This window comes from Allobosea sp. ASV33, assembly GCF_016428755.1.
Taxonomy (GTDB): Bacteria; Pseudomonadota; Alphaproteobacteria; order Rhizobiales; family Beijerinckiaceae; genus Allobosea.
Genome location: NZ_JAELTI010000086.1, coordinates 1 through 25,691, shown reverse-complemented (window position 1 = coordinate 25,691; position 25,691 = coordinate 1). Strand labels below are relative to the sequence as shown.

General features: G+C 66.3%; 22 protein-coding genes and 1 pseudogene. 12 read left to right on the top strand and 11 right to left on the bottom strand.

Translation table 11 applies throughout. The annotated features are described in order from the left end of the window. The 6 genes and pseudogenes from JHD80_RS20825 to JHD80_RS20800 all read left to right on the top strand — a co-directional run. Window positions 1–400, top strand: a pseudogene (locus JHD80_RS20825) (TolC family protein); the annotation flags it as partial. A 14-nt stretch (window positions 401–414) separates the two neighbouring features. After that, complete coding sequence (locus JHD80_RS20820; RefSeq protein ID WP_199091399.1) at window positions 415–1,851, top strand: multicopper oxidase family protein; 1,437 nt, start codon at window positions 415–417, stop codon at window positions 1,849–1,851. Between the two features lie 28 nt (window positions 1,852–1,879). Further along, a complete protein-coding gene (locus JHD80_RS20815) occupies window positions 1,880–2,362 on the top strand; it encodes a cupredoxin domain-containing protein (RefSeq protein ID WP_199091397.1) in 483 nt (160 codons plus the stop codon). Between the two features lie 26 nt (window positions 2,363–2,388). After that, window positions 2,389–2,667: a copper-binding protein gene (locus JHD80_RS20810; protein WP_199091395.1), complete on the top strand. Its 279-nt coding sequence runs from the start codon at window positions 2,389–2,391 to the stop codon at window positions 2,665–2,667. Between the two features lie 426 nt (window positions 2,668–3,093). Next, window positions 3,094–4,158: a zinc metalloprotease gene (locus JHD80_RS20805; RefSeq protein ID WP_199091393.1), complete on the top strand. Its 1,065-nt coding sequence runs from the start codon at window positions 3,094–3,096 to the stop codon at window positions 4,156–4,158. Between the two features lie 74 nt (window positions 4,159–4,232). Further along, window positions 4,233–4,589 (top strand): DUF2442 domain-containing protein, encoded by a 357-nt coding sequence (locus tag JHD80_RS20800; RefSeq protein ID WP_199091391.1) that lies wholly within the window; start codon window positions 4,233–4,235, stop codon window positions 4,587–4,589. Between the two features lie 63 nt (window positions 4,590–4,652). Here JHD80_RS20800 and JHD80_RS20795 read toward each other — a convergent pair whose 3' ends face one another. The 8 genes from JHD80_RS20795 to aceE form a co-directional block, all read right to left on the bottom strand. After that, the gene (locus JHD80_RS20795; RefSeq protein ID WP_199091389.1) at window positions 4,653–4,922 is read right to left on the bottom strand and encodes a DUF6894 family protein; all 270 of its coding nucleotides are present in this window, start codon (window positions 4,920–4,922) and stop codon (window positions 4,653–4,655) included. A 33-nt stretch (window positions 4,923–4,955) separates the two neighbouring features. Beyond that, entirely contained in the window at window positions 4,956–5,705 is a 750-nt protein-coding gene (locus JHD80_RS20790; RefSeq protein WP_199091387.1) for a Crp/Fnr family transcriptional regulator, read from the bottom strand. Window positions 5,706–5,908: 203 nt separating this feature from the next. Then, window positions 5,909–6,184, bottom strand: a complete 276-nt coding sequence (locus JHD80_RS20785; protein WP_199091385.1) for a hypothetical protein — start codon at window positions 6,182–6,184, stop codon at window positions 5,909–5,911. 233 nt (window positions 6,185–6,417) lie between these two features. After that, window positions 6,418–7,851 carry a Re/Si-specific NAD(P)(+) transhydrogenase subunit beta gene (gene pntB / locus JHD80_RS20780; protein ID WP_199091383.1) on the bottom strand — a complete coding sequence of 478 codons (1,434 nt, stop codon included), beginning with the start codon at window positions 7,849–7,851 and terminating at the stop codon, window positions 6,418–6,420. A 13-nt stretch (window positions 7,852–7,864) separates the two neighbouring features. After that, on the bottom strand, window positions 7,865–9,439 hold the full coding sequence (locus JHD80_RS20775; protein WP_199091401.1) for a Re/Si-specific NAD(P)(+) transhydrogenase subunit alpha: 1,575 nt from the start codon (window positions 9,437–9,439) through the stop codon (window positions 7,865–7,867). A 260-nt stretch (window positions 9,440–9,699) separates the two neighbouring features. After that, window positions 9,700–11,454 (bottom strand): dihydrolipoyl dehydrogenase, encoded by a 1,755-nt coding sequence (lpdA, locus tag JHD80_RS20770; protein WP_199091381.1) that lies wholly within the window; start codon window positions 11,452–11,454, stop codon window positions 9,700–9,702. Between the two features lie 15 nt (window positions 11,455–11,469). Next, window positions 11,470–13,047 (bottom strand): dihydrolipoyllysine-residue acetyltransferase, encoded by a 1,578-nt coding sequence (gene aceF / locus JHD80_RS20765; RefSeq protein ID WP_199091379.1) that lies wholly within the window; start codon window positions 13,045–13,047, stop codon window positions 11,470–11,472. Between the two features lie 22 nt (window positions 13,048–13,069). Continuing rightward, window positions 13,070–15,754, bottom strand: coding sequence for a pyruvate dehydrogenase (acetyl-transferring), homodimeric type (gene aceE, locus JHD80_RS20760; protein WP_199091377.1), 2,685 nt, complete (start codon window positions 15,752–15,754; stop codon window positions 13,070–13,072). A 568-nt stretch (window positions 15,755–16,322) separates the two neighbouring features. Between aceE and JHD80_RS20755 the strand changes: the two genes are divergently transcribed. After that, window positions 16,323–17,981: a putative bifunctional diguanylate cyclase/phosphodiesterase gene (locus JHD80_RS20755; RefSeq protein ID WP_199091375.1), complete on the top strand. Its 1,659-nt coding sequence runs from the start codon at window positions 16,323–16,325 to the stop codon at window positions 17,979–17,981. Further along, complete coding sequence (locus JHD80_RS20750) at window positions 17,978–18,835, top strand: hypothetical protein (RefSeq protein ID WP_199091373.1); 858 nt, start codon at window positions 17,978–17,980, stop codon at window positions 18,833–18,835. Before JHD80_RS20755 ends, JHD80_RS20750 begins: the two co-directional genes overlap by 4 nt. An 86-nt stretch (window positions 18,836–18,921) precedes the next feature. Here the strand turns inward: JHD80_RS20750 and JHD80_RS20745 are convergent, their stop codons facing one another. Genes JHD80_RS20745 through JHD80_RS20735 form a run of 3 tightly spaced genes read right to left on the bottom strand, consistent with a single transcriptional unit; the run spans window position 18,922 to window position 22,187 of the window. Next, window positions 18,922–19,545, bottom strand: a complete 624-nt coding sequence (locus JHD80_RS20745; RefSeq protein WP_199091371.1) for an Isoquinoline 1-oxidoreductase subunit — start codon at window positions 19,543–19,545, stop codon at window positions 18,922–18,924. Next, complete coding sequence (locus JHD80_RS20740; RefSeq protein WP_199091369.1) at window positions 19,545–21,725, bottom strand: xanthine dehydrogenase family protein molybdopterin-binding subunit; 2,181 nt, start codon at window positions 21,723–21,725, stop codon at window positions 19,545–19,547. The genes JHD80_RS20745 and JHD80_RS20740 overlap by 1 nt, the downstream gene beginning before the upstream one ends. A gap of 3 nt (window positions 21,726–21,728) precedes the next feature. Continuing rightward, window positions 21,729–22,187, bottom strand: coding sequence for a (2Fe-2S)-binding protein (locus JHD80_RS20735; protein WP_199091367.1), 459 nt, complete (start codon window positions 22,185–22,187; stop codon window positions 21,729–21,731). Between the two features lie 201 nt (window positions 22,188–22,388). On the opposite strand from JHD80_RS20735, the gene JHD80_RS20730 reads away from it, so the two are divergent. The 4 genes from JHD80_RS20730 (at window position 22,389) to JHD80_RS20715 (ending at window position 25,688) form a co-directional block, all read left to right on the top strand. After that, a complete protein-coding gene (locus JHD80_RS20730; RefSeq protein WP_199091365.1) occupies window positions 22,389–23,009 on the top strand; it encodes a TetR/AcrR family transcriptional regulator in 621 nt (206 codons plus the stop codon). A 111-nt stretch (window positions 23,010–23,120) separates the two neighbouring features. Beyond that, entirely contained in the window at window positions 23,121–23,372 is a 252-nt protein-coding gene (locus JHD80_RS20725; protein WP_282568420.1) for a PilZ domain-containing protein, read from the top strand. 190 nt (window positions 23,373–23,562) lie between these two features. Next, window positions 23,563–24,138: an NAD(P)H-dependent oxidoreductase gene (locus JHD80_RS20720; protein WP_199091361.1), complete on the top strand. Its 576-nt coding sequence runs from the start codon at window positions 23,563–23,565 to the stop codon at window positions 24,136–24,138. A 164-nt stretch (window positions 24,139–24,302) separates the two neighbouring features. Continuing rightward, window positions 24,303–25,688 (top strand): RNB domain-containing ribonuclease, encoded by a 1,386-nt coding sequence (locus JHD80_RS20715; RefSeq protein ID WP_199091359.1) that lies wholly within the window; start codon window positions 24,303–24,305, stop codon window positions 25,686–25,688. Window positions 25,689–25,691: the final 3 nt, after the last annotated feature.

Sequence of the window (25,691 nt, the reverse complement as noted above, 5' to 3'; positions counted from 1 at the left end):
GTCCAAGGTCGCGCTCGCCGAGCAGACCTATCTGCAGGCCGCCAACAGGCTGGCGGAGAAGGCGGTCAACATCCGCTCGGAAGCCCGCGAGGCCTACACCGCCTACCGCGCCCATTACGACATCACGCGCCAGTACCAGACCAACGTCCTGCCGCTGCGCAAGATCATCCAGGAGCAGTCGCTGCTGCAGTACAGCGGCATGCTCAACGACGTCACGGACCTGATCGCGGATGCCCGCAGCCGCATCCTCTCCAACGTCGCCGCGATCAATGCCCGCCGCGATTTCTGGATCGCCCATACCGATTTCAAGCATGCGCTGATCGGCGGCGGCAGCGGAGGTGGCGGCTCGGCCACCGTGGCATCGGCCGGCGGCGGCGAAGCCGGCGGCGCCGGCCACTGAAGGAGCTGACGGATATGACATCCCTTTCCCGCAGAGGCTTCATCGGCTCGTCCGGGCTGGTGCTGGCCGGCGCCGCGGCGGTCTCGGGCCGCACCGCCTTCGCCGCCGTGCCGGAGGCGCCGACCATGGCCGAGGCGACGACGCAGGCCCCGCTCGTGCCGACCACGGGGCCCGACTATCAGCCGGTCGCCACGCTCAACGGCTGGTCGCTGCCCTGGCGGATGAACGGCGACTGGAAGGAGTTCCATCTCGTCGCCGAGCCGGTGGTGCGCGAGCTCGCACCCGGCATGGAGGCCTATCTCTGGGGCTATAACGGCCAGTCGCCCGGGCCGACGATCGAGGCGGTCGAGGGCGACAAGGTCCGCATCTACGTCACCAACAAGCTGCCGGAGAATACGGCCGTCCATTGGCACGGCCAGCGCCTGCCCAACGGCATGGACGGCGTCGGCGGGCTGACGCAGCCGCATATCCCGCCCGGCAAGACCTTCGTCTACGAGTTCCTGCTCCGGCGCTCCGGCACCTTCATGTACCACCCGCATTCGGACGAGATGGTCCAGATGGCGATGGGCATGATGGGCTTCTTCGTCGTCCATCCCAGGGACCCCGCCTTCCGCCGAGTCGACCGCGACTTCGTCTTCCTGCTCAACGCCTTCGACATCGAACCCGGCTCCTATGTGCCGCGCGTCGCCGAGATGACCGAGTTCAACATGTGGTGCTGGAACAGCCGCGTGTTTCCGGGGCTCGATCCCTTCGTCGTGGGGAGGAACGACAAGGTCCGCATCCGCTTCGGCAACCTGACCATGACCAATCACCCGGTCCATATGCACGGCTACGAGTTCAAGGTCTCCTGCACCGATGGCGGCTGGGTCGACCCCGCGGCAGCCTGGGATGAGGTCTCGATCGACGTCGCCGTTGGCCAGATGCGCGCCTTCGACTTCGTCGCCGACGAGCCGGGCGACTGGGCGATCCACTGCCACAAGTCGCACCACACCATGAATGCCATGGGCCATTCGGTGAAGAACTATATCGGCGTCAGCAAGAAGGACTTGGCCAAGCGTATCGCGAAGATCGCGCCCGGCTACATGCCGATGGGCTCGAACGGCATGGGCGAGATGGGCGCGATGGAGATGCCCCTCCCGGACAATACCCTGCCGATGATGACCGGCTTCGCCCAGTTCGGCCCGGTCGAGATGGGCGGCATGTTCTCGGTCGTGAAGGTCCGCGATGGCCTGGCGAAGACCGACTACAAGGACCCCGGCTGGTTCAAGCATCCCGCGGGAACCGTCGCCTACGAGCTCAAGGGCACGAAGCTCGGCGAGGCGCCGCGCGCGGCACCGCCCGAGAGCGGCGTCGAGGCAGCGGAATGGCGCGCGAAAGACCCGCGCAAGCCGAACCTCGGACCGGACGGCAAGCCCCGCCCCGCGACCAAGAAACCGCATTCCAGCCACTGACATGCCGTTCCGGGATCAGGAGAATCTCATGAGCACAGCAGCATTCAAGCTCGCAGCGATCGCGGTCTTCCTCTCGGCCGGGGTAGCGCTCGCGGGCCCCGGCGCCGCCGGGCACGGCCATGGCGACGAGACCGCCTACGGCAAGGCCGGCGACCCGAAGAAGCCGGCCCGGATCGTCCAGGTCGTGATGGCCGAACGGGACGGCAAGATGTCGTTCATCCCGGACCGGATCGAAATCCGCCGCGGCGAGCAGATCCGCTTCCAGCTCCGCAACAACGGCGCGCTCGACCATGAGCTCGTGCTGGCGACGCTGGCGGAGAACCTCAAGCACGCCGTCGAGATGCAGAAGAACCCAGACATGGAGCATGACGACCCGAATGCGAAGCGTCTCGCGCCGAAGAAGACCGGCGAGATCGTCTGGAGCTTCACCAAGGCGGGCGAGTTCGACTTTTCCTGCCTCATCCCTGGTCACCGGGAAGCCGGCATGACCGGCAAGATCATCGTCAAGTGAACGCCTCCCAGCGAAAGGAGCCTCCCATGCTGAAGACCGCCGCCACCCTCGCCTTCCTCGTTGCCGCGCTGCCGGCTGCCGCCCAGTCGGTCAGCGGCACCGTCACCAAGATCGACGAGGCCCAGGGCAAGCTCACCATCAACCATGGCCCGATCAAGAACCTCGACATGGACAGCATGACCATGGTGTTCCGCGCCGGCGACCCGGCCATGCTCAAGGGGCTGAAGGCCGGAACCAAGGTCAAGTTCGATGCCGACCGCGTCAACGGCCAGATCACCGTCACCCGGCTCCAGAAGGCGAAGTGACGATTGCCGAGGACAGCGGGTGGCCTCGGCGCGCCCGCTTTCATCTCGATGGGTGATTCCTGATTGGGGCCGCTGCGGCAAGCTGCGCCGCCCTGGCCTCCGATGCCCATCTGCAAAAGACCGTGCTCGACAGCGGCTGTGCCGCGCCCCGGATCGAGACGATGCTGCAGCAAAGCGATCTCGTCGCCTCGAAGGAGCGGTATCCCGCGCGGACCAGTCCATCACGCGCGACCGCAGCGTCCGCTGCTGTTCCTCGACGGCCGGCCGCTGTGTCGGGCTTCGTTGATAGGCCGAAGAGGACACCGGACGATCTCGCCGATCCTCCATTTGAAGGACGATGTCCCGCAAGGCAGCCCGCACATTGCAGGACTTGAACCTTCGCGCGTTGCAATCCGGTTGTTGGACGATCGTTGGCAGGAGGGTCCGATGCCGCATTTCGTAAAGTTTGCTGGAAACCCTCATCAATCCGCGCCGCCCCCTGTCAAACGGCAGGATCAATTGATTTCGGTCGGTACATCCATCCGCGTTGGCTTCAAGGATACCCAGTCCTGGATCGACGTTCGCGCCAACAACCCGAGTGTGCGCATTACCAAGCGAGAAGCCGTCGAGGATGCCACGAACGGGATCGCCTGGTACGAAATCGTCGGACTATATGAAGGCTCGACCGAAATTACGGCGGTCGACACCAACACCAATTACGTCTGGGATCGTTTCACCCTCGACATAAAGGGGAAAGTGAAAACGACGAACAGGCCTCCTATTCGTGGTGTCACCTTCAATTATTATGTCGACACGAAGGGCATCGGCCCGAATTACAATGCATCGGTCGTCATCGAATGGAAGGTTGCGCTGATCCCGGTCCCAGCCGGCCCTGTTACGGACACTGACGGCACCAGCTTCACCGCCTCCAAGTGGGGCAACGAGTGGAACAGCTGGACCGCGAAATTCAAGCGGACGGTCGAATCCGCATGGAGCGAAAGGATCTGGCTTTCTACCCCGGCCAAACTCCATGAGCTCGAAGTCAGTGACCCCGGCGGAGGAAAGCGTCGCGTGAATCTTCACTGCATCCTGAAATGCGTGATTTCGCACCCCGGGGCAGCACACCAGCTCATCAGGGTCGCCAAGGCCGGCCAAAGCAACGGCGGGTCTTTCCGGTCCGACTCGCGATTGCTTGATGATGCCGACCTGAAAACCGACCCCGTGGGCACCTACGTCAATCAAACGAAACCTTTCAACACGGCCGTCCACGAAATCGGTCATGATCTCGGCTTCACTCACGCATGCGAAGTGACGACACCTTCGACGCCTTATTGCGTGGCGACGGACCCCGACAGCGGGGAAATCATGGCGACCGGCAATGATCTGCGGGCCAGATACGCCTCGCCCTGGCAGCGAGCGGCCGCGACATGGTTCACCAGCGCCGGAACGCCCTGCACACCCAGCGACTTCGCGCCATCGCTCGTCAGGCTCGCGCCGGTCGCGGTGCCCTAGCGAGAACTGGACATCCGATGCGACGCCTATCGGCTAAAATCGTTCTCCCTGTGGCGCTAACAGTGGCGGGTCTGATGATGACTGAAGAATCTCGCGCGCAATCGCCGCAGCAAGCAAATCAGCCGGAGCTCCTGAACGCGCCCTTGTTGGCGAAGGTTCGAACCCGCGCGCCAGCGACACTGCTCATAGAACGACGTGACGGTGGCCGCATCGTCGTCGATCTCGGGCCATCGATCGCCACGCCGCAATCGGAATTCGCGGCGCTTCAGGACAGGAAGCTGTTCGCAGAGGCAAAAGTCGCGAAAGACGGCACTGCCGTGATCTGGTCGCGCGGCGGAATGACGATCAGTTCCAAACTCTTGCACAGCATCGCCGCGGAACAGTTCCACGACCGCGAGAAGGGCAAGTCCGTCCGCCATCCCCTCGATTGAACGGCGCTGCGGACAGCCGGAAGCAGGAGGCCGAGCGCTGGGCGACAGGTGCGCGCCGATGCTTCAGCGGGTCCCCTCGCGTTTCGGGGCCGCCGGGGCGCCGGCTGAGGCGACGTCGAGGCGCAGGTTGACGACGTAGATTTCCGCCCCCTCGGCGTTCTGCACGATGACCGAAAGCGACATGTGGTCGCCGTTGGGCAGCTTTTCGCGATTCAGGGCCGACAACAATTCCTTCGCGGCATTTCGCGCGGTCTGGTCGTCGGGCAGATCCGTACCCTCCTCGTCGATTTCGAGCTTCTGGCCGTCGCGCGTGTGAAAGAAGTAGCTGGGCATGCCAGCCTAATGCAGCCAGCGCCAAGCTGTTCCTCAATCGCTTTCGATTTTGGCGGCGCCGGGCTGGAGATGCAGATAATCCGGATCGAATTCGGCGAGGCTGCAGAGGCCTTTCCAATCGAGAACCGTCAGGCGGTTGGCCCTGATCCGGATGAGCTTGGCCTCCCGGATCTCGCGGAGCTTCTTGTTCATGTGAACCGTCGACAGACCGAGCGCATCGGCGATTTCGAGCTGGGTCAGCGGGAGATCGCAGGTCACGCCGTCGGACAAGCCGATCGCCGTCATCTTGGTAATGAATTCGCAGAACAGATGGGCGATACGGCTCGGTGCCGCGCGGCGTCCGATGCCGACCATCCACTCACGATAGATCGCGGCTTCGATCAGCGTCTCGCGCCAGAAGGCTTCGGAGATGCGATAGGACGCGCGCGTGAGGGTCCGGACGGCCTCGTGCGGGATCAAGCCGACCACCGCCGGAGTCAGGGTTCCCAGGGAATGATCCATGCGCTCGATGAGCAGCGAGTGGATATCGGGTATGTCCCCCGGCAGATGGAGCGACAGGATCTGCCGGGCGCCGTCGCCGACGATCTTGTAGCGACAGACCAGCCCTTCGGCGACGAGGCAGCACTGCTTCGTCAGTTCGCCCTCGCGCACGATGTCGTGGTTGGCTTCCAGGCGCTTCAGCGTGAGCGGCAGCTCCAGCAGCTGTTCCCGCTCGGCCGAAGGCAAGGGAACATGGGTCTCGAGCTTGAGAACGAGCCGTTCCAGATAGTGCTGCTTGTCCATTCTTGTCCTGCCACGTCGGATGACGTCTCGCAGATAGGGGATCGCTCCGTCGCGTGCCTCATCAAATGCTATAGGGGCGAGGCCAAATGCAAGGGTTCTCGGACCGTCAGTGGCCCGAGACTCAGGCGTTTCGACTCCCGCTGCTGTGTTGCCGGCAAGCCGGTCTCGAACGGCCCGGCAGCGCTCCTGGCCAACCCGCTTGATCAGCCCTTCTTGCCGAGATCGACGATCTTGATCGTCCCGCTCGGCTTGCGCTGCTCCTCCGCCTCGTCCTTGATTTCCACGGATTCCGAATGGTGCTTTTCGGCGGCGAGCCCTTCCGGATCATCCGGTTCGTAGGGCGCATGAGGCCCTGTCGGGTGAGTCGAGCGCGGATTGGGACCCGCGCGATTCTCATGTTCGTCTCCCGGCTGCCCCGGCCTGCGCGCCGTGTTGTAGGCGGCCGGCGCGTCGGTCGGCTGATGGGGAAGCTTGTTCATCGGTTCATCCTCCTGCGAAGTGAACCGATCCTGACGGGGCATGTTCCGACGAGCCGGCAGATAGGCTGCGCCGTTGGTGGCCCGGCCCGTCCCCTCCCCGCTCACCGGGCTAACGCGGGAGGCTCCTCGCCGGCGTCATCGCGGCGGTCGAGGTGGTGTGAGCGAGCGACCCTACACCACCTCCATCGGCGGGAACGCACCCCGGCAAAGCCGCCGAGGCGAATGTGCCGGGATCACGCGATCTTCGGCAGGAGCTCGTCGAGGCTCTTCTTGGCGTCGCCGTAGAACATCCGCGTGTTCTCCTTGTAGAAGAGCGGGTTCTCGATGCCGGAATAGCCCGTGCCCTGGCCGCGCTTGGAGACGAAGACCTGCTTCGCCTTCCAGACCTCGAGCACCGGCATGCCGGCGATCGGGGAGTTCGGATCCTCCTGCGCCGCCGGATTGACGATGTCGTTGGAGCCGATGACGATCGCGACGTCCGTATTCGGGAAGTCCTCGTTGATCTCGTCCATCTCCAGCACGATGTCGTAGGGCACCTTCGCCTCCGCGAGCAGCACGTTCATGTGGCCCGGCAGGCGCCCGGCGACCGGATGGATCGCGAAGCGCACCTCCTTGCCGGCGGCGCGCAGCTTGCGCGTCAGCTCGGACACTGATTGCTGCGCCTGCGCCACCGCCATGCCGTAGCCGGGCACGATGATGACGCTGTCGGCCTCGTTCAGCGCCGCCGCGACGCCGTCGACATCGATCGCGATCTGCTCGCCCTCGATCGCCTGGGCCGGGCCGGTCGTGTTGCCGAAGCCGCCGAGGATGACCGAGATGAAGCTCCGGTTCATCGCCTTGCACATGATGTAGCTGAGGATCGCACCCGACGAGCCGACCAGCGCACCGACGACGATCAGCAGGTCGTTGCCGAGCGTGAAGCCGATCGCGGCGGCCGCCCAGCCCGAATAGCTGTTCAGCATCGAGACCACGACCGGCATGTCGGCGCCGCCGATGCCCATGATCAGGTGGTAGCCGATGAAGAAGGCGAGCAGCGTCATCAGGAACAGCGCCCAGAAGCCCGCGCCCTGCACATAGACGATCAGCAGCAGCAGCGAGAGCGCGGCAGCGCCGGCATTGAGCATATGGCCGCCGGGCAGCTTCTTGGCCTTGCCGTCGACCTTTCCGGCGAGCTTGCCGAAGGCGATGATCGAGCCGGTGAAGGTGACCGCGCCGATGAAGACGCCGAGGAAGACCTCGACCTTCAGGATCGATATCTCGACCCCGGTCTTGTGCGCCAGCACGCCGGCGAAGCCGGTGAGCGCGGCGCGCGCGGCCGGTTCGAGCGCCTGGACCGACCCCAGCTCGATATGCGCGTTGAAGCCGATCAGCACGGCGGCGAGGCCGACGAAGGAGTGCAGCGCCGCGACGAGCTGCGGCATCTCGGTCATCTGCACCTTCGTCGCCACCTGCCAGCCGATGGCGGCCGCGATGGCGAACATGACGAGGACGAGCCAGAGCTTGCCGCTATCCGGCCCGAAGACCGTGGCGAAGACGGCAAGCGCCATGCCGACGATGCCGTACCAGACCGCGCGCTTGGCGCTTTCCTGGTTCGAGAGGCCGCCGAGCGACAGGATGAACAGGATGGCAGCCGAGATATAGGCCGCGGAAACGATACCGATGCTCATGTCCGAGCCCCCCTCAGGACTTCTGGAACATGGCGAGCATCCGGCGCGTGACCAGGAAGCCGCCTACGATGTTGATGGATGCGATCAGCACCGAGATCATCGCCAGGATGGTGACGATCCAGCCCGAGGAGCCGATCTGCAAGAGCGCGCCGAGCACGATGATGCCGGAGATCGCGTTGGTGACCGCCATCAGCGGCGTGTGCAGCGAGTGCGACACGTTCCAGATCACCTGGAAGCCGACGAAGCAGGAGAGCGCGAACACGATGAAATGGCTCATGAAGCTCGCCGGCGCATAGGCGCCGATGATCAGCATCACGACCGTTCCGACGGTCAGCAGCGTCAATTGCGAGCGGGTCTGCGCCTTGAAGGCAGCCGCCTCCAGGGCGAGCTTCTCCTCGCGGGTCGGCTCCTTGGCCTTCTCCTTCGGCTTCTGGGCGGCGATCGCGGCGATCTTGGGCGGCGGCGGCGGGTAGGTTACGGCGCCCTGGAAGGTCACCGTCGCGCCGCGGATGACGTCGTCCTCCATGTTGTGGACGAGCTTGCCGTCCTTGCCCGGCGTCAGGTCCGTCATCATGTGGCGGATATTCGTGGCGTAGAGCGTCGAGGACTGCGCCGCCATCCGGCTCGGGAAGTCGGTATAACCGACGATGGTGACGCCGTTCGGCGTGACGATCTTCTGGTCGGCCTTGGTCAATTCGCAATTGCCGCCACGCTCGGCGGCGAGATCGACGATGACCGAGCCCGGCTTCATCGCCTCGACCATATCCGCGGTCCACAGCACCGGCGCGTCGCGGCCGGGGATCAGCGCCGTCGTGATGACGATGTCGATCTCGGGCGCAAGCTCGCGGAACTTCTTGAGCTGCGCCTCGCGGAACTCGGGGCTCGACGGGGCGGCATAACCGCCGGTCGTGGCACCGTCCTGCTGCTGGCCCTTGAAGTCGAGGAAGACGAACTGGGCGCCCATCGACTCGATCTGCTCGGAGACCTCCGGGCGGACGTCGAAGGCGTAGGTGATGGCACCGAGCGAGGTCGCCGTGCCGATCGCCGCGAGACCGGCGACGCCGGCGCCGACAACCAGCACCTTGGCCGGCGGCACCTTGCCCGCGGCCGTGATCTGGCCGGTGAAGAAGCGGCCGAAATTGTTGCCGGCCTCGATCACCGCGCGGTAGCCGGCGATGTTCGCCATCGAGGACAGCGCGTCCATCTTCTGGGCGCGCGAGATGCGTGGCACCATGTCCATGGCGATGACGTCGGCGCCCTTGTCCTTGCAGAGCTCCAGGAGCTCCTTGTTCTGCGCCGGATAGAAGAACGAGATCAGCGTCTTGCCGGCTTTCAGGCGCTCGGCCTCGGAGGTCTCGGGCGGGCGCACCTTGGCGATCACGTCGGCCTCGTCCCAGAGCGCGTCGGCCGTCGCGACGACCGTTACTCCAGCATTCCGGTAGGCATCGTCGGTGAAGCCGGCGAGCACGCCCGCACCGGCTTCGATCAGGCAGTCATAGCCAAGTTTCTGGAGCTGGAGCGCGCTGTCCGGCGTCATCGCCACCCGCGCCTCGCCGGCGAAGATTTCCTTTGGTGATCCGATCTTCACGACGCCCCCCGTTTCAGAGCTCAATCGATAATCGTGCCGCCCGAGACGAGTCGGGCGCTATTTCAGTCCTACAATCGTCTCGCCATTCAGGCCACGTCTTCCCGCCGCAGACGACAAGAGCATGACCCGAGGCGAGCCGGGCGATCTGGCGCCCGACCGTTGAATCCGTTGTGCCGTGGATGCGCCGACAATGCCAGCCGGCATGCGTTCGCGCCGGAGCATTTCGATGGGAAAATGCTCCGGACGGCGGCGCCCGCGATCTATTTCTTCTTTTGCGGCGGCAGGTCGGTGCAATGCCCTTCGAAGACCTCGGCCGCCATGCCAATGGATTCGCCCAGCGTCGGGTGCGGATGGATGGTCTTGCCGATATCGGCCGGCTCGCAGCCCATCTCGACGGCCAGGCAGACTTCGCCGATCAGGTCGCCCGCATGGGTACCGACGATGCCGCCGCCGATGATCCGATGCGTGGCCTCGTCGAAGATCAGCTTGGTGAAGCCCTCGTCGCGGCCGTTGGCGATCGCGCGCCCCGAAGCCGCCCAGGGGAAGACCGACTTGCCGAACTTGATGCCCTCGGCCTTGCACTGCTCCTCGGTCTTGCCGGCCCAGGCGATCTCCGGGTCGGTATAGGCGACCGAGGGGATCTGCCTTGCGTCGAAGAAGGAGGGCTCACCCTTCGCGACCTCGGCCGCGACATGGGCCTCGTGCACCGCCTTATGCGCCAGCATCGGCTGGCCGACGATGTCGCCGATGGCGAAGATATGCGCGACATTGGTCCGCATCTGCTTGTCGACAGCGATGAAGCCGCGCTCGCCGACAGCGATGCCCGCCTTCTCCGCGCCGATTGTCTTGCCGTTGGGCGAGCGGCCGACGGCGACCAGCACGAGATCGTAGAGCTGCGGGCCGGCCGGCGCCTTCTCGCCCTCGAAGGAGACCTCGATGCCGGCGGCCGTCGCCTTGGCCCCCACCGTCTTGGTCTTGAGCATCACGTTGTCGAAGCGCGGCGCGTTCTTCTTCTCCCAGACCTTGACCAGGTCTCGATCCGCGCCCGGCATCAGCCCGTCGAGCATCTCGACCACGTCGACGCGGGCGCCGAGCGTCGAATAGACCGTCGCCATCTCCAGGCCGATGATGCCGCCGCCGATGACCAGCATGCGCTTGGGGATGGCGCGCAGCAGCAGCGCGCCGGTGGAATCGACGATGCGCTCGTCCTCCGGCAGGAAGGGCAGCTTCACGGCTTGCGAGCCAGCCGCGATGATCGCCTTGGCGAAGCGGATCGTCTTCTTGCCGGCAGCGGTCTCGACTTCGAGATGGTGCGGATCGAGGAACGTGCCGGTGCCGGTGACGACCTCGACCTTGCGCGCCTTGGCCATGCCGGCGAGGCCGCCGGTCAATTTGCCGATGACGCCGTCCTTGAAGGCCCGGAGCTTGTCGAGATCGATCTGCGGCGGGCCGTAGCTGATGCCATGCGCGCTCAGATTGGGTATCTCGTCCATCACGGCCGCCGTGTGCAGCAGCGCCTTGCTCGGGATGCAGCCGACATTCAGGCAGACGCCGCCGAGCGTTGCATAACGCTCGACCAGAACCGTCTTCATGCCGAGATCGGCGGCCCGGAACGCGGCCGAGTAGCCGCCCGGCCCGGCGCCGAGCACCACGACTTCGCACTCGATATCCGCCTTGCCGCCGAAGCTCGCCGCCGCCGGCGCGGCGACGGACGCGGGTGCCGGAGCGGCAGCCTGCGCAGCGGGCTTGGGCGACGCGGGAGCAGCCGCGGCCCCAGCGGCTTCGAGCGTCAGGATCACCGATCCCTCGCTGACCTTGTCGTCGACCTTGACCTTGATCTCCTTGATCACGCCCGCGGAAGAGGACGGGATTTCCATCGAGGCCTTGTCGGACTCGACCATGATCAGGGCGGTGTCGACGGCAATGGTCTCGCCGGGCTTCACCAGGACCTCGATCACGGCAACATCCTTGAAATCGCCGATATCGGGAACGGTCACATCGATCTGGTTCGCCATCTCAGAGCTCCCGATTCAGAACAGCACGCGCCGCATATCGGCGAGCACATTGGCGAAATGGACGTTGAAGCGGGCGGCGGCGGCGCCGTCGATGACGCGATGGTCCCAGGAGAGCGAGAGCGGCAGCGTCAGGCGGAAGCTGGAGCTCTTGCCGTCGGGCGAATGCTGCTTCCAGTAGCTCTTGCACACGCCCATGATCGCGACTTCCGGCGCGTTGATGATCGGGGTGAAGTAGATGCCGCCGATGCCGCCGAGCGACGAGATCGAGAAGGTGCCGCCCTGCATCTGGTCCGGCTTGATCTTGCCGTCGCGCGCGAGCTTGGCGAGCTCGTTCATCTCCTTGGCGATCTCGGGGATCGTCTTCTTGTCGGCGTCGCGGATGACCGGGACCATCAGCCCGTTCGGCGTGTCGGCGGCGAAGCCGATATGCCAGTAGTTCTTGTAGACCAGCGTATCGCCGTCGAGGCTGGCGTTGAACTCCGGGAACTTCTTCAGGGCCGAGACCGCGGCCTTCACCATGAAGGGCAGGAGCGAGAGCTTCACGCCGCTCTTCTCCAGCTCCTTGTTCATCTGGACGCGGAACTGTTCGAGGTCGGTGATGTCAGCCTCGTCATGGGTCGTCACATGCGGGATGACGACCCAGTTGCGGTGCAGGTTGGCGGCCGAGATCTTCTTGATCCGGCCCATCTCCTTGCGCTCGACCGGGCCGTATTTGGCGAAGTCCACCTTCGGCCAGGGCAGGAGGTCGAGGCCGCCGCCACCGCCGCCGGCGGGCGCCGCGGCAGCCGGTTTCGCGGGAGCCGCCGCCCCGCCGCCCTTGGCGAAGCCCTCGACATCCTCGCGGGTGATGCGGCCGTGCTCGCCGGTGCCCTTGACCTTGCCGAGATCGACGCCGGTCTCACGCGCGAGCTTGCGCACGGCCGGGCCGGCATAGGCAAGCGCGAAGGCCTTCTCGTCGATCGTGCCGGTGGCTGCCGCGGCTGCGGGCGCCGGGGCCTGGGCCTGGGCCTGTGCGACCGCAGGGGCGGCGGACGGCGCCGCCGTCGCATCGCCGGTAGCGAGCGACAGGACGATCGCGCCCTCGCTCACCTTGTCGCCGACCTGGACCTTGATCTCGCGCACGGTGCCGGCAAGCGGCGCCGGCACGTCCATCGTGGCCTTGTCGGATTCCAGCGAGAGCAGCGGGTCCTCCGCCTTCACGCTGTCGCCGACCTTGACGAAGATCTCGATGACCGGGACGTCCTTGAAGTCGCCGATATCGGGAATGCGCACCTCGGCGAGGCCCGCTGGGGCGCTGACCGGCGCCGGAGCGGCGCTGACGCTCGGGCGCGCTTCCGCCGGCGCCGCGGCACCCGCCTCTTCGAGGTGCAGGATGACGGTTCCCTCGCTCACCTTGTCGCCGACGGCAACGGCGATGGATTTGACGACGCCCTCGCGCGGCGCCGGCACCTCCATCGTCGCCTTGTCGGATTCCAGCGACAGCAGCGGGGTTTCCGCCTTCACATGGTCGCCGGGCTTGACGAAAATCTCGATGACGGGAACGTCGGTGAAGTCGCCGATATCGGGGACCTTGATCTCGATTGAGTTGCTCATCGCTCTGTCCTCGAATGGCGTTTCAGACGGTCCAGGGCGCCGGGCGTTCGCCGTCCAGCCCGTATTTCGCAATGGCGTCGGCGACCACCGAAAGCGGCAGAGCCCCCTCGTCCGCCAGCGCCTTGAGGGCGGCGACGGTGACGTAGTAGCGGTCGACCTCGAAGAAGCGGCGCAGGTTGACGCGATAGTCCGACCGGCCGAAGCCGTCCGTGCCGAGCACGCTCAGGCGCTTGCCCGCCGCCTGGACGTATTCGCGGATCTGGTCGGCGTAGTTGCGCATGTAGTCGGTCGCGACGACGACCGGGCCGTCACGGCCGGCAAGCTGCGTCTCCACCCAGCTCTTGCGCCGCCCTTCGGTCGGATGCAGCAGGTTCCAGCGCTCCGCCGCCATGCCGTCGCGCCTGAGCTCGTTGAAGCTGGTGGCGCTCCAGATGTCGGAAGCGACGCCGAAATCCTTGGCCAGCAGGTCGGCCGCCGCGATGACCTCGCGCAGGATGGTGCCGGAGCCCATGAGCTGCGCGGTCAGGCCTGTCTTCTGCGCCGCGCCCTTCGTCAGGAGATAGAGCCCCTTGAGGATGCCCTCCTCGGTGCCCTCGCCGGCCGCCGCCTCGGCCATGCCGGGCTGGGCGTAGTTCTCGTTCATCAGGGTGACGTAGTAATAGACGTCCTCCTGGTCCCGATACATCCGCCGCATGCCGTCGCGGATGATCGCCACGACCTCATAGGCGAAGGTCGGATCGTAGGAGATGCAGTTCGGGATCGTGCCGGCCATGATGTGGCTGTGGCCGTCCTCGTGCTGCAATCCCTCGCCGTTCAGCGTGGTGCGGCCGGCCGTGCCGCCGAGCAGGAAGCCGCGTGCCCGCATGTCGCCGGCCAACCAGGCGAGGTCGCCGACGCGCTGAAGCCCGAACATCGAGTAGAAGATGTAGAACGGGATCATCGGCACGTCGTTCGTGCTGTAGGAGGTCGCCGCAACGATCCAGCTCGACATCGCGCCGCCTTCGTTGATGCCCTCCTGCAGGACCTGCCCGGTCTTGTCCTCGCGGTAATACATCAACTGGTCGGCGTCCTGCGGCCGGTAGAGCTGGCCCACCGACGAATAGATGCCGAGCTGGCGGAACATGCCCTCCATGCCGAAGGTGCGGGATTCGTCCGGCACGATCGGCACGATGCGCTTGCCGATCTCCTTGTCGCGCACCAGGCTGCCGAGCATCTGCACGAAGGCCATGGTCGTCGAGATTTCGCGCTCGCCGGAATTCTCCAGCAGGCGCTGGAAGGTCGAAAGCGCAGGAATCTCCAGCGATTGCGACTTCCGGCGCCGCTGCGGCAGCGAGCCGCCGAGCCTGGCGCGCTGGCCCCTCAGATACTGCATCTCCGGTGAATCTTCCGGCAGCTTGATGAAGGGGACCTTGTCGAGATCCTCGTCCGAAACCGGGATCTGGAAGCGGTCGCGGAAGCCCTTGAGCGCGCTCGAGGTCATCTTCTTGGCCTGGTGGGCGATCATCTGGCCTTCGCCGGATTCGCCCATGCCGTAGCCCTTGACCGTCTTCGGCAGGATCAGCGTCGGCTGGCCCTTGTGCTGGACCGCCGCCGTATAGGCGGCGAAGACCTTCGCCGGGTCATGGCCGCCGCGCGTCAGTTTCCAGATGTCGTCGTCGCTCATGTCGGCGACGAGTTCCCTGAGCTCCTCGTATTTGCCGAAGAAGTGCTCGCGCACATAGGCGCCGCTCTTGCTCTTGAAGTCCTGGTATTCGCCGTCGACGCATTCCTCCATGCGCTTGAGCAGCAGGCCGGACTTGTCCTTCTCCAGCAGCCGGTCCCAGCCCGTGCCCCAGAGCACCTTGACGACGTTCCAGCCGGCGCCGCGGAAGACGCTCTCCAGCTCCTGCACGATCTTGCCGTTGCCGCGCACGGGCCCGTCGAGGCGCTGCAGGTTGCAGTTGATCACGAAGACGAGGTTGTCGAGGTTCTCGCGGCCCGCCAGCGAGATCGCGCCGAGCGATTCCGGCTCGTCCATCTCGCCGTCGCCCATGAAGGCCCAGACCTTGCGGTTGGACGTCTTGGCGAAGCCCCGGCTCTCCAGATATTTCAGGAAGCGCGCCTGATAGATCGCCATCAGCGGGCCGAGACCCATGGAGACCGTCGGGAACTGCCAGAAATCCGGCATCAGCCAGGGATGCGGATAGCTCGGAATGCCCTTGCCGGCCGTCTCCTGCCGGTAGTTGAGCAACTGCTCCTCGGTCAACCGGCCTTCGAGGAAGGCGCGGGCATAGATGCCGGGCGAGGAATGGCCCTGCACGAAGATCAGGTCGCCGCCATGATCGGCGGTCGGCGCGTGCCAGAAATGGCCGAAGCCGATGTCGTAGAGCGTCGCCGCCGACTGGAATGAGGCGATATGGCCGCCGAGCTCGGAGCTCGTCTTGTTGGCACGCAGGATGATCGCGAGCGCGTTCCAGCGGATGATCGAGCGCAGCTTGTGCTCGATCGCGCGATCGCCCGGCAAAGGCGGCTGTTCCTCGGGCGGAATGGTGTTGCAATAGGGCGTGGTCAGGGATTGCGGAACATAGAGTCGGTCGCGCCTGGCGGCATCGACGACCGCATTGACGACGGAGTTCGCCCGTTCCTTGCCGCGATGCGCCTCCAGCGCCGCGAGCGCATCCAACCACTCCTGAGTCTCGAGGGCATCCCCGTCTCGCTGATCAGCCATCGTATCGCTCCCCAGTCATGGTCTTTTCGTTCTTCTCGGACTCATCGCCCGCCGATGGCAGCGTCCGGAAGTCCCATCGGGAGGGCGTCCGGGCGCTGGCTGTCTCGTCCGGTGTGCCGGTGCAACCGACCGCCGGAGGATCAGCAAAGCAGAGGTTCACAGGTTGTATCAAGCGTCTCATCGATCGACGGCCGGGGAAACCGCATCGCGGGCCAGCATTCCAAGGCCCGTATCGGCCTTGTTTCTTGCTGTGACTGCATGCCGCCGCCAGCAGCCGCGGCGTTTCTCAACGTCATCGTGGAAGATTGGGAGGCGACCACGGCCCCGAATTCGCAGCGCCGGTCAGGCTTCCGGAATGGCTCGCTTGCCGGGCTCGGGCGGTATCGGAAAGGCAGCCTGTGCGCCTGCGGCCCTTCGATCCTTTGCGACAGCGCCCGCACCGCCGAAGCGGGCGCTCGCGAGCGCAGATTGTGACGTCGGCCCTGCCGAATCGCCCCAACCTCTGATATATGGCCGATTGTGGCTACACCACCGCAGCGTGCATAAAACGATTAACCACCGCCGTTGAATGAAGACCCGGCTGCCGTCCCGGCAACGTCTCGAAAACATCGAACCCCTATCGTCCGCGATAATCCACTTGGACGTGAAGCCGGAAATGCTTCGAATGCGACAGAATTCGCGATCGGCCATCGAGACGCTGGGCGGGCCCTCACCGGCCGCCGGAGGAGCCGGGCAGGACGCCGCCGCAGCGGAAAAACTGGAGATCGAGCGGTTGCAGAGTGCGGTCGCGCGGTTGGTGCACAGGGCCGCGCATGATCAGCTGACCGGGCTGCTCACGCGCAGCCTGTTGCTCGAGCGGCTCGAGGATGAACTCCTGCGTGACGGCGATGACGGCGCGGAGATCGCGATCCTCTTCATCGATCTCGACAATTTCAAGCTCGTGAACGATTCCCTCGGGCACAGCAGCGGCGACACCGTGCTGTCCGAGATGGCCAGGCGCATCGGCACCTGCATCGGACCCGATGACCTGGCGAGCCGGTTCGGCGGCGACGAGATCGTCCTGCTCCACCCGCACGCGACCGCCGACTCCGCGATGTCGCTCGGCCGGCGGATTCTCGACGCCTTGGCGGAGCCGATCTTCATCGCCGGCCGGGAGGTGGTGGTCACCGCCAGCGTCGGGATCGCGCAATGCGGTCCCGGCCTGAAATCCGGCGAGCAGTTGCTGCGGGAGGCGGATACCGCCCTCTACGCGGCCAAGGCCCGCGGGCGGGCGCGGCTCGAGCAATTCGACGACGCGTTGCACAGGCGCGCCGAGAAGCGCGTGCAGATCGAGTCGGATCTGCGGGCGGCCTTGCGGGAGGCCCAGCTCTTCGTGGAATACCAGCCCCAGGTGCGCCTGACCGACGGATATGTCGTGGGCGTCGAGGCGCTGGTCCGCTGGCGCCATCCGGAGCATGGCATCGTGCCGCCCGGCGACTTCATCCCCGTGGCCGAGGATTGCGGGTTGATCGTCAGGATCGGGCAGGAGGTGCTGCTGCAAGCCTGCCGTCAGCTCGCATCCTGGACACGGGCGCTACCCGGCCGCTCCCTGACGATGACGGTCAATGTTTCGCCGCGCCAGATCGCGGAACCCGCCTTTTTCACCGATCTCCGCCAGGTGATCGCGGAAACGCAGATCGATCCGACCGCGTTGTGCCTGGAAATCACCGAGAGCGCGATGATGAGCGCGACCGAAGAGGTCGTCGGGCTGCTCAACCGCATCAAGGAACTCGGCGTCTACATCGCGATCGACGATTTCGGCACCGAGCACTCGTCGCTGTCGCGCCTGCGGGACATGCCTGCGGAAGTCCTGAAAATCGATCGCAGCTTCATCGACGGCCTGAGCAGCGAGCCCGGCGACACCGCGATCGTTTCGTCGATCCTCAGCCTGGCGTACGCCATGGGCAAGCACACCATCGCGGAAGGCGTCGAAAAGCAGGAACAGGCGGCGATGCTGCTGCGCATGGGCTGCGAGATCGCCCAGGGCTTCTTCTTCTCGCGACCGGTCGCGGCCGAGCGCATCGCGCCCATGCTGGTCAAGCCGCTCTGGGAGCCGCGCTCGGTCCGTAAGCTCCATGGCACGCGCTTCACCGACGGGCCGGTCCGGCAAGGCCATCGCTATTTCATCGACGAGTTTCTCGACCACATCGGTGCGCCGATGGGGATCAGGACCCCGAGGTCGCCATGATCGCCCCCGTCATCGGCATCGCGACCCTGATGATCGGCTCCGCCTATCTGGGGCTTGGCCTGCTTTCGATCGGGGAAACGATCAGCCTGCACCATTATCGCGGCTGGTCCCGGTTCGGCATCGGCTTCGCGCTGATGGCGGCGAGCTGCGGCCCGCATCATCTTCTGCATGGCTGGCAGTTGCTCCAGGGAGACGCCGTTTCCTGGCCGACGCTCGCCGCCACGCTCATCGGCTTGCCGCCCGGCCTCATCTTCGTCTGGCTTCGCTTCGAAAGCATGTGGAACGGCCAGGGCGACCGCGGGATCATCGCATCGCCGCAGCGCTTGATGCTACTCAGCGTCGTCGCGGCTCTGCTCGCCGGCGGCCTTGCCGCGTGGAACCTCGCCCTGCCGCCGGCAACGGAGCCGTCTTTCCTCGTTCTCTGCATCTCGTCCGCGGGCACGCCGGAAACCGGCGACGCCCTTGCCGCGGCATCGTTCGTCGCCAACGCGTTCGTGACGGTCACCTACGGCATGGTCGGCTGGTACCTGGCCGACCGCCAGGTGCGCCGCTATCTCTCGGACGGTTCCTGGTCCCTGGCCGGCATCGCCTTGACCGGCGTCTTCATGACCTGCGCACTGATGCACCTGATCGATGCCAGAGCCTGTTCATCCGGCGCCACGCTCGCCTTCGACCTGATCGGCATCCCCGCCTCGATCTACTTCCTCTGGATCGTCAGGCAGGTCCACAGCGACGCCGTGACCGACTGGAACCGGCGCCCCCTGATGGGTGCGGCAACCGCGCCCGCGCGCCCCTCGCCCTGGAGCGGTGCCAACGCCCGATCGGGATCGCCCGATCCGGTCGCTCGCGACTGACACCGCGCGGAACCCGAGCCCGGAAAGGCGCCACGAGAAAGCAGGAGGCGGCCCTTGGCCGGCTCCTGCGGGAAGATCGGCTTGCGCTACGGCGCCGGGCAGGCGGCGCCGCTATCAGCCCAGGCCTGCATCAGCGCGCCGAACTCGGCCGGCGTCCCCGGTGCGGGCGTGCGCCCCTTGCCGGGATTCCAGCCCCAGAGCACGAGCGTGTCGGTGGTGACATGCTTGACCAGCGCGGCGAGGTCGCGGCTGCCATTGCGGTTCTGGTCCTTCAACTGCTCGCAGATCTGGCCGACCGTCTTGCCTTCCCAAGCCATCGAAGCCGGGGCCAGCGCCCAGTGCCCATCGCCGGGAACGCCGGCCGGATCGTAGTTCTGCTTGCCGTGGCAGGTCGCGCAATGCAGGCCGGCGGCGCCGTGCCCGTCCTTGCCGCGGACCACGACGGGCTCGTGCAGCTTGCGCAGATCGCCCTGGCGGGGCCGCTCCGTCGCCGGATGGCAGTTCATGCAGCGCGGGCTGGTGAGCACCTTGCCCATCTCGGTGAAGAGCGCGACCGAGCGGTCGCGCTGGTTGGGGATCGAGGCGAAGCTCGATGCCGGGCGCAGGCTCGCCCCGCCGGGCTGGGCCGCATTCTGCGCCAGCGTCAGCGCGCTGCCGCCGATACAGACCGCGAGCGCCGCGCCGGCGGCGAGGATCAGGTTCCTGCTCATCAGACGGTGCCTCCCTGCATCGGCAACTGACGCGGCCGGCCGTGACCGAGCGCGGCGAGCGCATTGGCGACGGCGGGGCCGATCGGCGGCACGCCGGGCTCGCCGATGCCGCTCGGCTTCTCGGTCGAGGCGATGATCGTCACCTCGACCTCCGGCATCTCGTGGATGCGCAGCGAGCGGTATTCGTGGAAATTGGTCTGGACCGGCCGGCCGCCATCGAGCGTGATCTGGCCGTAGAGGGCATGGCCGAGGCCGAAGCCGATGCCGCCCTCGACCTGCGCGCGGATGATGTCGGGATTGACGGCGACGCCGCAATCGACCGCGCACCAGACCTTGTGGACCTTGGGCTCGCCCTCCGGCCCCATCGAGACCTCGGCGATCTGGGCCACGAAGGAGCCGAAGCTCTCGACAACCGCGACACCCCGCGCTCGGCCATCGACAGCTCCAGGCCCCTTCCAGTTCGCAAGCTCGGCGACGGCCTTGAGCACGCCGGCGGCGCGCGGATGCTTGTCGCCCATCAGGGCAAGCCGGCCCTTCACCGCATCCTGCCCGGCCGCCTGCAGCAATTCGTCGACGAAGCACTCGACGGCATAGCCGGTATGGGTATGGCCGACCGAACGCCACCACAGGGTCGGCACGCCGACCTTGGGATTGTGCACCTCGCAGCGGAAATCCGCGACCTCGTAGAAGATTTCGCTGGCGCCTTCGACCGAGGTCGAGTCGATGCCGTTCTTCACCACCATCGCCTCGAACGGCGTGCCCAGAAAGAAGGACTGGCCGACCAGCGTGCTCGACCACGCCGCGATTCTGCCGTCCTTCACCGCGCCCCGGAAGCGGTGCACGAAGAGCGGACGGTAATAACCGCCGGTCAGGTCGTCCTCGCGGGTCCAGACCACCTTGACCGGGCGGTTCGGACCGATCGTCTTGGCGACGGTCGCAAGCTCTGCCGCCAGATGCTGGCTGACCTGCGCGCGCCGCCCGAAGCTGCCGCCGGCGAGCATCGTCTCCAGCCTCACCTTTTCCAGCGGCAGGCCAAGGATGCCGGCGATGGTCTGGTGCTCGGTGGTCTGGAACTGGCTACCGAAACGGGCATGGGCGGTCTGGCCGTCCCATTCCAGATAGCCGTCGAGCGGCTCCATCGGCGCATGCGCGAGATAGGGGAAGACGAACTCGGCCTCGATGACCTTGTCGGCCTTGGCCAGCGCGGCTTCCGCATCGCCATGGCTGCCGGCGACGGTGCCGGGCTGCCGGGCGAGCTTGCGGTACTCGGCGATCAGCTCGGGGCTGCCGCGCTTCTCGGCCGCGCTGTCGTCCCAGGTCACTTTCAGCGCCTCGCGGCCCTTCAGCGCCGGCCACATGCCGTTGGCATAGACCGCGACGCCGTAGCCGATCGATTTCACATCGACGACGCCCTTGACCTTGAGCGCCTCGGCCGCATCGAAGCTCGCGACCTTGCCGCCGAAGCGCGGCGAGCGGGCGACCACCACCGTCAGCATGTTCGGCGCGTGGATATCGATGGTGAACTGCGCCTTGCCGCGCGACTTGTCGGCGCTGTCGAGGCGCTTCACCGCACCATCCTTGCCGATGAATGTATAGGCCGAGGCCGGCTTCAGCGGCGGGTTCTCCGGCACCGTCAGTTTCGCGGCGGCTTCCGCGAACTCGCCGAACGAGCCCTTGCGGCCGGAAGCGTGGCTGATCACGCCCGCCTCGACCTTGATCTCGGAGGCCGGGACCTTCCAGCTCTCGGCTGCGGCCTGCACCAGCATCATGCGGGCGGCGGCGCCGGCCTTGCGCATCTGCTCCCAGCTATTGGCGATGGCAGTCGAGCCGCCCGTGCCCTGCACGCCTAAGGCGAGATTGGCATAGAGCTTGACGTCGGCCGGCGCATGCTCCGCGCGCATCTGGCTCCAGGCCGCGTCCATCTCCTCTGCCGCGAGCGTGGCGAGGCCTGTGAAAGGGCCCTGGCCGAACTCGATATGCTTGATCAGCACGGTCACGGTGGAATCGGGCGCGACGCGGATGAAGGCGTTCGGCGAGAAGGTGGCGTTGCCGCCGGGCCGATAGGCCGCGCCGGCGCCCGACTGCGCCTTTGCGTTGCGCGGCAGATGCAAGCCGATGACGAGGGCCCCGGCGCCAGTCAGCAGCGAGCGGCGTGAGAGTTTGGGATCATGCGCGGTCATGGCTCAGATCTCCAGCGCGCGGGCCGCGTCATGGATCGCGGCGCGGATGCGGACGTAAGTGGCACAGCGGCAGAGATTGCCGTTCATCGCGAGGTCGATGTCGCGATCGGTCGGCTTCTTGTTTTCCTTGAGCAGGGCGATGGCGCTCATCACCTGGCCGGACTGGCAATAGCCGCATTGCGGCACGTCGCGGGCGACCCAGGCGGCCTGGACGGCGTCCGCCTCCTTGCCGGCGAGGCCTTCGATGGTGGTGATCTCGCTGGTGCCGACCGCCGAGACCGGCGTCACGCAGGAGCGCAGGGCCTGGCCGTCGATGAAGACGGTGCAGGCACCGCATTGGGCGACGCCGCAGCCGAACTTGGTGCCGGTGAGGCCGATATTGTCGCGAATGGCCCAAAGCAGGGGCGTATCGTCGTCGACATCGACGGTATGCGTCGTCCCGTTGACCTTGAGAGAGACCATGGCTGCCTCCAATGCTGGCATGCGTCAGCGCGGCACCATGGTGCGGATCGAGGGCTCGCCCCCGACGGCCCGATCTGACATATCAGATGGCGGGCAATGCATCCGTAGCCCTGGGCCGCGCGACTGGACTATTTAGACAATTTGAGTCTAGATAGGATGGTCGCGCGCAGTTTGGATTTTGTCAAGACTACCGACGCTGCAATGCAGGACAAACGCGAAAGTTCCGGCTCTCCTCCCGCCGATGAGGCAAACGCCCGCGTCGACCAGATCGCCGATGCGGCTCTGCGCCTGTTTGCCCGCTACGGCTACAAGCGCAGCTCGATGGACGACATCGCCAGGGAGGCCGGCCTCGCCAAGGCGACGCTCTACCTCCACTTCAAGGGCAAGGACGATGTCTTCCGGGCCATGCTGGACCTGCTCGGGCGCCGGGTCGAGGCACGTTGCCGTGAGGTCATGGCGATGCCGGGGCCGTTTCCCGAGCGGCTCGCCGCGCTGCTTCAGGCCCATCACGGGCAGGCCTATGCCTGCTTCGGCACCGGCGAGCATCTCGTCGAGCTGAAGGCGGTGATGAACACGATCGCGACTCGCGAGCTGCAGGCCTTCGAACAAATCTTCTCGGGCTTTGCCCGCGAGCTCGTCCTGCAGGCCGAGCGAGACGGCGAAGTCACCTTGTCGCGCCTGCCGACCCGTATCGAGGACTGGATTGCCGGGCTGCTCTTCGCCGCTGCCGGCGCCAAGCTCGGCACGCCGCCGAGCCCCGGGGATTACGCGCAAAGGCTCGCGGCGATCGCATCGATCTTTGCCGCCGCCCTCGCGCCATGACGCCATTCGCCGAGCGGCCGGCGGGGCTCGCGCCGGCGCGAATGCACGGATCGATAAAATGCCTCGGAGGCGCTTCATCCAATCTGCAGCGCCCTGTCCTTATGCGGTGACATGACTACACATCAACGAAGCTCGGAGCGGCGCCGGATGGTCGAAATGGCCCGGCTCGTCACGGATTCCGGCACGCTCTATAGCTGCATCATCCGGGATCTGTCGGCCGGCGGGGCGATGCTGCGCGTTCCCGCGAATGCCCAGATCGACGGCCGCGTGCTGATTACGGCCGATGTCATCGGGCATGAGCGCCCGGCGCTGGTGAAGTGGCGCGACGAGACCTCGATCGGCGTCGCCTTCGACGACCCGTGAAGCGAGCTCCGACGGCCGGCGGGCGAGCGCCGCGCTGCCGAATTCGCCGGGCGATAATAGATCCACAAAACAGATAATACGATAGATCTATAATCGATTGGAATTATCTTAAGCGGCATCGCAAGGTCCGCCTGTCCAGACAGGAGGCCAGGGGCATCGCAAGGTCCGCCTGTCCAGACAGGAGGCCATCGTGACCAAGACCCTCGTTCTTCTCTTCCACCGCGATCTCTCGGCTTCAAAGGCCAATGCTGCGCTCGCTGCGGCTGCCGGTAGCCTGCCGGGCGTCGAGGTCATCGACATGGCGGCTCTTTATCCCGATGGCATCGACATGGTCCGGGATGGCGCACGCGAGGCACAGCGCCTGCTCTCCGCCGACCGGATCGTGCTGCAGTTCCCGATCCAGTGGTATGCGACCCCGGCCCTGCTGAAGGCTTGGCAGGATGCGGTGCTGACCCGCATGTTCTACCTCGCCTACGAGCAGGAAGGCCGCCTGCTCGAAGGCACGCCGCTGATGATCGCCGCGACGGCGGGCAATGTGCCGGAAGCCTATCGCCCGGGCGGCCGCAATCTGTTTCCGATGATCGACCTGCTTGCGCCGTTGCGCGCAACGGCCCATCGCTGCGGCCTCGGCTGGTCCGAGCCTTTCATCGTCTATCAGGCGGACAAGCTCTCGCCCGAGGCTTTGGGCAAGGCAGCGGCGGACTATGGGGTGGCGCTTGCGGGATGGATCGCGGCAACGCCCGGCCAGCAGCGAACGGCAGCCTGACACAGTTCCCGGAAGCTCTTCCGGGCGAGCGTCATAGCGATCCGCCGGAACGGCGAGCAGGCGTTGCATGCACAGCCCGAACGGTTGCAACTAGGGCCATTCGCAAGCTCCGCCCGGCGCCTTCGCGCCCGGCGGATGACGGATGGAGGCCTGCGCGGCACCGGATGAAGACGCTTATCGATTCCACCAATGCGCTGATCGGCGGGCTTGCGGCGATACGCCGGCAATTCGGCGTGCCCGCAGAATTCCCGCCCGCAGTTCTCGCAGCGGCGGAAAAGGCTGCCGGCCGCGCGCCGACGGCCCATGTCGACCGCACCGACCGGCCCTTCGTCACGCTCGACCCGGCGACCTCGACCGATCTCGACCAGGCCTTCGCGATCGAGCGCAGCGGCGGCGATCTCCTGCTACATTACGCCATCGCCGATGTCGCCTGGTTCGTCGATGATGGCGACGCGATCGACCGCGAAGCCTGGCGGCGCGGCACGACGATCTATCTGCCCGATGGCAAGGCCGGGCTCTATCCCCCGGTTCTCGCCGAGGGCGCCGCCAGCCTCCTGCCCGCGGTGCTGCGGCCGGCCGTGATCTTCACCACCCGGATCGATGGCGACGGCGGCGTCCGTCTCGACGGCGCCGAAAGGGCCATCATTCGCAGCACCGCCAAGCTCGCCTATGACAGCGTCGGGGCCGCCGACCTGCCACCCGATTTCGATGAACTCGCCCGCCGCATCGAGGCGGCCGAGACCCGGCGCGGCGCCGCACGCGTCGATCCGCCCGAGCAGGAGGTCGATGCGCTCGGTGACGGGCGCTACCAGTTGCTGTTCCGTCCGCGCCTGCGCGCCGAGGAGCAGAACGCAACCTTGTCGCTGGCGAGCAATGTCGCGATCGCGGCCGCGCTGCTGGCAGCGCGGACCGGGCTGTTCCGGGTCATGCCGGAGCCGGACGAAAAGGCGGTCCAGCGCCTGCGTCAGAGCGCGCGCGCCCTCGGATTGGCCTGGCCGGAGATGGAAACGCTCGTCCAGTTCGAGAAGACGCTGAACCCGGCCGATAGCAGCCACGCGGCCTTCATGCTGGCGGTGCGCCGGGCCAGCGGCGGCGCGAGCTATGTCCCCTATCGCGAGGGCGTCGTGCCCTGGCATGCGCCGATGGCCGCGACCTATGCCCATGCGACCGCGCCGCTGCGCCGTCTTGCGGACCGCTATGTGGTGCGCGCCGCACTCGCGGTCGCGAACGGCCAACCGGTGCCGCCCAAGGTATCGGCCGCCTTCGAGCAATTGCCGGCGGTGATGGGGCGGGCCGATGCCCGCGACGGCCAGATCGACCGCAACGTGATCGACCTTGCCGAGGCGTTGATGCTCAAGGGCAGCGAGGGAGCCGACTTCGATGCGGTGGTGACCGATATCGACGAGCACGGCCTGCGCATCCAGCTCTGCGATCTGCCCGTGGTCGCACGCCTTCGGGGACCCGGCGGCAAGCCTGGCGATCAGATCCGGGTCAAGCTGACCGCCGCCGATCCGTTGCAGCACACCATCACCTTCGAGCGAACCGCATAAGGC